Origin of the sequence: Spirillospora sp. NPDC049652 (assembly GCF_040675125.1) — a bacterium.
Classification (GTDB): Bacteria; Actinomycetota; Actinomycetes; order Streptosporangiales; family Streptosporangiaceae; genus Spirillospora.
On the sequence record NZ_JBFAOF010000418.1, the window covers coordinates 1 to 5,948 of the forward strand.

Annotated in this window: 7 protein-coding genes; 4 read left to right on the top strand and 3 right to left on the bottom strand. The window is 74.0% G+C overall.

From position 1 onward, the window contains the following. Window positions 1-529: dihydroxyacetone kinase subunit DhaK (locus AB0J52_RS23905; protein ID WP_500184278.1), on the bottom strand; the 529-nt coding region annotated here is incomplete at its 3' end. Between the two features lie 65 nt (window positions 530-594). On the opposite strand from AB0J52_RS23905, the gene AB0J52_RS23910 reads away from it, so the two are divergent. From AB0J52_RS23910 to AB0J52_RS23925, 4 genes are all read left to right on the top strand, one after another. Further along, window positions 595-1,323 (top strand): PIG-L deacetylase family protein, encoded by a 729-nt coding sequence (locus tag AB0J52_RS23910; RefSeq protein WP_500184279.1) that lies wholly within the window; start codon window positions 595-597, stop codon window positions 1,321-1,323. 61 nt (window positions 1,324-1,384) lie between these two features. Continuing rightward, entirely contained in the window at window positions 1,385-2,335 is a 951-nt protein-coding gene (locus AB0J52_RS23915) for a nucleoside hydrolase (protein ID WP_500184280.1), read from the top strand. Window positions 2,336-2,476: 141 nt separating this feature from the next. Further along, entirely contained in the window at window positions 2,477-2,926 is a 450-nt protein-coding gene (locus tag AB0J52_RS23920) for an SRPBCC family protein (protein WP_500184281.1), read from the top strand. A gap of 118 nt (window positions 2,927-3,044) precedes the next feature. Next, complete coding sequence (locus AB0J52_RS23925; protein WP_500184282.1) at window positions 3,045-4,208, top strand: FAD-dependent monooxygenase; 1,164 nt, start codon at window positions 3,045-3,047, stop codon at window positions 4,206-4,208. Between the two features lie 31 nt (window positions 4,209-4,239). On the opposite strand, the gene AB0J52_RS23930 is transcribed toward AB0J52_RS23925, so the two are convergent. Both AB0J52_RS23930 and AB0J52_RS23935 read right to left on the bottom strand, forming a co-directional pair. Then, a complete protein-coding gene (locus tag AB0J52_RS23930; RefSeq protein WP_500184284.1) occupies window positions 4,240-4,884 on the bottom strand; it encodes a LuxR C-terminal-related transcriptional regulator in 645 nt (214 codons plus the stop codon). After that, on the bottom strand, window positions 4,881-5,948 hold a 1,068-nt coding region (locus AB0J52_RS23935), incomplete at its 5' end, for an ATP-binding protein (RefSeq protein ID WP_500184286.1). The genes AB0J52_RS23930 and AB0J52_RS23935, both read right to left, overlap by 4 nt.

Consider the following 5,948-nt stretch of genomic DNA (forward strand, 5'->3'; position numbering starts at 1 on the left):
CGACGCCCGCCACGGCCGCGAGCGGCGCGCCGTCCTCGGCGAGCGCGCCCGCGATCTTCTCCACGAACAGGGTGGCGCCGGTGCCGCGCCGCCCGGCCGTGTAGGTGCTGTCGACGACCGCGACGTCGTCGTCCACGAGGACCCGCTCGACCTGGACGTCCTCGTCATCGGCCAGCTCGGCGGCCATCTTGAAGTTCAGGACGTCGCCCGTGTAGTTCTTCACGATGTGGACGACCCCGGCGTCGCCGCCGACCGCGAGGGTCGCGGCGAGGATCTGGTCGGGGGTCGGCGACGTGAAGACCTCCCCTGGCGCGGCGGCGTCCAGCATCCCGAACCCGACGAACCCGGCGTGCAGCGGCTCGTGCCCGGAGCCGCCCCCGGACACCAGGGCCACCTTGCCCGTGACGGGCGCGTCCGCGCGGACGACCGTCCGGGCCTCCGGATCGACGCGCAGCGAGGGATGCGCGGCGGCGAACCCGCGCAGGGCGTCGCCGACCACGTCGGACGGGGCGTTGATGAGTTTGCGCATGTCTCTGCTCTACCCCGGCGGACCGGGCCGTCCCGGCCCGCGGGCCCGCCGTTTATGGTGACCTTGTGAGGACTGTCCTGGATCTGAGCGAAATCACCCGGGTGCTCGCCGTGCTGGCCCACCCCGACGACGTGGACTTCGGGTCCGCCGGGACGGTCGCGTCCTGGACGGACGCGGGCGTCGAGGTCACCTACCTGATCGTCACCGACGGGGACGCGGGCGGGTTCGACGACGGCGTCACCCGCGCGGAGATGGCCGAGCTGCGCCGCAAGGAGCAGCGCGCGGCGGCCGAGGCGGCGGGGGTGAGCGACGTCCGGTTCCTCGGCTACCCCGACGGGCGGCTCGAACCCGGCTTCGGCCTGCGCCGCGACATCGCCCGCGTCATCCGGCAGGTGCGGCCCGACCGGGTCCTGACGCACAGCCCGGAGCGCAACTACCAGCGGATCGCCCCCAGCCACCCGGACCACCGGGTCGTCGGCGGCGCGACCCTGGACGCCGTCTACCCCGACGCCCGCAACCCCTACGCCTTCCCCGAGCTGCGCGAGGAGGGCCTGGAGGCGTGGACGGCGCGGGAGGTGTGGCTGTCCGGCGGCCCGACCCCGGACCACTACGTCGACATCACCGACCAGTTCGACCGGAAGCTGGCCTGCCTCCGGGCGCACGCCAGCCAGACCGCGCACATGGGCGACGGCCTGGAGACCATGCTGCGCGGCTGGCTCGGCGGCAACGCCGTCGCGGCCGGGTTCGGCGAGGGACGGCTGGCCGAGTCGTTCCAGGTCGTCGACACCGCCTGACCCAGCCGACCTCCCTGACCCGCCCTTCCCGCAGCACCGCATGCCTTCTCCAGGAGTCCGCTTGATCCGCCCGAAGATCCTTTTCGACTGCGACACCGGCATCGACGACGCGATGATGCTGCTCTACCTGGCCGCCCGGGTGCGCGCCGGGGACGCCGAGCTGGTCGGCGTCGGAACCGTGCACGGCAACATCGACTCGGCGACCGGGGCGCTGAACACCCTGCGCGTGCTGGAGCTGGCCGGGCTCCACGGCGTGCCGGTCGCGGTCGGCGCGGGCCGTCCGATGGCGCAGGACGTCCACTTCGCGCTGGAGTGGCACGGCTCCAACGGCCTCGCGGACCTCGACCTGCCCGAGCCCGCGGGCGCGCCGACCGGCGAGTCCGCCCCGGCGCAGCTCAGCCGGCTGGTACGCGAGCACCCCGGCGAGCTGACGGTCGTGGCGACCGGGCCGCTGACCAACCTCGGCGCCGCGCTGCTGCTGGACCCCGAGCTTCCGTCGCTGGTCCGCGAGGTCGTGGTCATGGGCGGCGCGTTCGACCACCCCGGCAACATCACCACGCACGCCGAGGCGAACATCTGGCACGACCCCGAGGCCGCCGACCTGGTGTTCGCGGCGGACTGGCCGCTCGTGCTCGTCCCGCTGGACGCGACCCACCCGACCGCCGTCGGCGCGGACTGGCTGGAGCGGCTCGCGGCGCACGACTCCCCCGTCGCGCGGTTCGCCTCGCAGATCATGGAGTGGTACGCCGACGCCTACACCCCGACGCTGAAGCGGCGCGGCGCGGTCGTGCACGACGCGCTGGCCGCGCTGCTCGCGCTCGAACCGGACCTGGGCGAGTACGTCGAGCGGCCCGTCCGGGTGGAGCTGCGGGGCGAGCTGACCCGGGGGACGACGGTCTGGGACGCCCGCTCGCTGCCCGCGTCCGACACCCGGCGTCCGGTGCGGGTCGCGGTCGCCTCGGACGTCGCCGCCTTCCAGGAGCGGCTGCTCTCCGCCGTCCTGTCCTTCTGAGCCGGCGGCACTCCGGCTGAGGGAGGGCTCCGCTGCCCGGACAGCGGGGTCCTCCCTTCCGGCGCGGGGCTCGCGGCCCGTGTTGTCGCGCCCGGGACGGCCTGACTACGTTGGGTGCACCGCCGTCCCGGGAGCCGCCGCATGTCCGTCCGCCGATTCGCCGCCACCGCCACCGCAGCCGCGCCGCCCGAGCTGCTCTTCCAGCACGTGGCCGTCGCGGAGGCGTGGAACGCCTGGGGCTGGTTCCCGTTCTCGTCGCGGCGCGTCCGGGCGGGCGGGGAGGAGCCGGACGGCGTCGGCGCGGTCCGGCTGATCGGCCCGGCCAAGGAGCGCGTCGTCACCTTCGAGCGGCCCGGCCACTACGCCTACGTCGCCGAGTCGGGGCTGCCGATCCGGCACTACCGTGCGGACGTCCGGCTGGTCCCGAGCGGCGCGAACACGGTGATCCGCTGGAGCGCGGAGATCGTCCCGCTGGTCCCCGGCACGGGCGCGCTCGCGGCCGCGCTGCTGCACCGCATGCTCGACGACTTCGCCCGCCGGCTGGCCCGGCACTGCGAGCGCTGCGAACCGGGCTGCCCCGGCCACCTCTGACTCTCAGCGCCCTGTCAGCCGCCTGTCAGCGTGGCTCAGCCGGGCTCAGCGCGCGCTCACCGCCGCGTCAGGCCGCCCCGGCACGCTGGTCGCGTACCTCAGGAAAGGGGACGTGACCATGACGAAGGTGCTGATCTCGGGGGCGAGCATCGCCGGTCCGACGCTGGCGTACTGGCTGGACCGCCATGGCTTCGAGGTGACGGTCGTCGAGCGGGCGGACGGGTTCCGCCCGGGCGGCCAGGCCATCGACGTGCGCGGCTCGGCGCTCGGGGTGGCCGAGCGGATGGGCGTGCTGGACGACATCCGCGCCCACGCGACGAACCTGCGCGGGATGTCGATCGTGGACGGCGAGGGCAACGAGCTGCACCGCAGCGAGGAGCGGACGCTCAGCGGCGGCCCGCTCGACTCCCCCGACGTGGAGATCCTCCGCGACGACCTCTCGGAGATCATCGTCGCGGCGGCCGGGGACGGCGTCGAGTACGTCTTCGGCGACAGCATCGCGAGCGTGCAGGACGGCCCGGACGGCGTCCTGGTGACCTTCGAGAAGGCCGCGCCGAGGACGTTCGACCTGGTCGTGGGCGCGGACGGCGTCCGCTCCACCACCCGCCGCCTGGTCTTCGGGCCGGACGCCGGCTACACCCCGATCCTGACCACCGCGATGGCCGTGTGGACGATGCCGAACGTCCTGGACCTCGACCGCTGGCAGATCGGCTGCTTCACCGGCGCCGACGGCAAGACGGGCGCGATGGTGATGACCGTCCGGAACAACGCCGAGCTGCGCGCCTACGCGATGTTCGAGCACCGGCCCGAGGCCGGCGTCCCGCGCGCGGTCGAGGAGCAGAAGCGCCTGGTCGCGGCGGAGCTGGCGGACGCGGCGTGGGAGGTCCCCCGGCTCCTGGAGCACATGTGGGACGCGCCGGACTTCCACTTCGACGCCCTCGCGCAGGTCCACCTGGACCGCTGGTCCAAGGGCCGGGTCGTGCTGCTCGGGGACGCCGGGTACTGCGGGTCCCCGGCGTCCGGGCAGGGCACGAGCCTCGCCATGGTCGGCGCGTACGTCCTGGCGGGCGAGCTGAAGGCCGCGGGCGGCGACCACGAGAAGGCGTTCGCCGTCTACGAGGACGAGCTGCGCGACTGGGTGCGCGCCAACCAGGCGTTCGCGCTGCGCGACGTCCCGCCGGAGGACGCCGCCGACATCGCCGACTGGATCGCCGAGGGGGGCACCGCCATGGACGACGACTTCGCCGCCCTGACCAACGCGATCGTCCTCAAGGACTACTGAGCCCCCCGCTGGGTGTTCCTGCCGCGCCGCCTCAGACGAGGCGGCGGGCGGCGGCCCAGCGGGACAGCTCGTGCCGGTTCGACAGCTGGAGCTTGCGCAGCACGCTGCTGACGTGCGTCTCGACCGTCTTGACCGAGATGAACAGCTCCTTGGCGATCTCCTTGTAGGCGTAGCCGCGCGCGATCAGGCGCAGCACGTCCCGCTCCCGCTGGGTGATCTGGTCGAGCTCGGGGTCCACCGAGGGGACGTCGGTGGCGGCGAACGCGTCCAGCACGAACCCGGCGAGGCGCGGCGAGAACACCGCGTCGCCCTCGGCGACGCGGTCGATCGCGTCGGTCAGCTCGGGTCCGGAGATGGTCTTGGTGACGTAGCCGCGCGCGCCGCCCCGGACGACCCCGATCACGTCCTCGGCGGCGTCCGACACCGACAGCGCGAGGAACCGGGACGGCACGGACCCGGTCAGCCGGCGCAGCACCTCGATGCCGCCGCCGCCCGGCAGGTGCACGTCCAGCAGCACCACGTCGGGCGTGGCGGCGCGGATGACGGCGACCGCCTCGTCCACGTCGCCCGCCTCGCCGACGATCTCGACCGACGTGCCCAGCTCGGCCTTCACACCGGTCCGGAACATCTGGTGGTCGTCCACCAGGACGACCCTGCGCAGCGGGGACCCGTTCATTGCCTCTTGATCTCCAAACGCACCTCGGTGCCCTCGCCCGGGGCCGTGCGGACCTTCGCCGTGCCGCCGTGGCGTTCCATACGTCCGATGATGGACCCTCGCACGCCCATCCGGTCCGCCGGGACGGCGTCCAGGTCGAAACCCTTGCCCCGGTCGCGGACGAAGATGCTCACCTCGTCGCCCTCGACCTCGGCGAACACCGACACGCTCTTGGTGCCGGAGTACTTGGCGGCGTTGACCATGGCCTCGCGGGCGGCCTGGACGATCGCGCCGACCCGCTCGTCCAGCGGGCAGTCGCCGACCACGACGACCTCGATCTGCACGCCGCGCTCGTCCTCGACCTCCCCGGCGACGTCCTTGACGACGCTGGCGAACGTGCCGCCCTCCTCGGGCTTCGGCTGGTACAGCCAGGCGCGCAGGGTGCGCTCCTGGGACCGGGCGAGCCGCTGCACCTCGTCGGCGTCCCGCGCGTTGCGCTGGATCAGGGTGAGGGTGTGCAGCACCGAGTCGTGGATGTGCGCGGCCAGCTCGGCGCGCTCCTGGGAGCGGATCCGCTCGTGCCGCTCGGCCTCCAGGTCCTGCCAGAGCCGGACCACCCAGGGCGTGACGATCACCGCGACGCCGGTCGCGATCACCAGCATCGCGATCACCACGGACCGGGCCTGCGCCGCGTCCACGTTGCGGACGACGAACCCGCCGATGCCGGCGACCACCAGCAGCAGTCCGAGGACGGTCCGCCACCAGCGCTGGCGCAGCGGCAGCACCCAGCGCTGCCGCTGGTCCCGGTCGGCCTGCTGCCACAGGATCGCGGCACCGATCGCGCCCGCGACGAACGGCCACAGCGCGACCTCGGTGAACCCGGCGCCCCAGGTCAGCATGGACAGGCCGGCGGCGACCGCCGTGTAGGCGAGCAGCTGCCGCCAGTCCCGCGCCGGCTTGGCGGCCCCCTCGGCGACGGCGGGCTCCTGCGGCGGGGGCGAGGCCAGCACCCAGAACGCGCCGTAGGCGGCGACGCCGATGCCGCCGGCGACCGTGAGCAGCACGAACGCGGCCCGCACCAGCAG

Coding starts and splice junctions, on each gene's coding strand:
- AB0J52_RS23925 (WP_500184282.1), top strand. CDS start 3,045: ATGACGAAGGTGCTGATCTCGGGGGCGAGCATCGCCGGTCCGACGCTG.
- AB0J52_RS23930 (WP_500184284.1), bottom strand. CDS start 4,884: ATGAACGGGTCCCCGCTGCGCAGGGTCGTCCTGGTGGACGACCACCAG.
- AB0J52_RS23920 (WP_500184281.1), top strand. CDS start 2,477: ATGTCCGTCCGCCGATTCGCCGCCACCGCCACCGCAGCCGCGCCGCCC.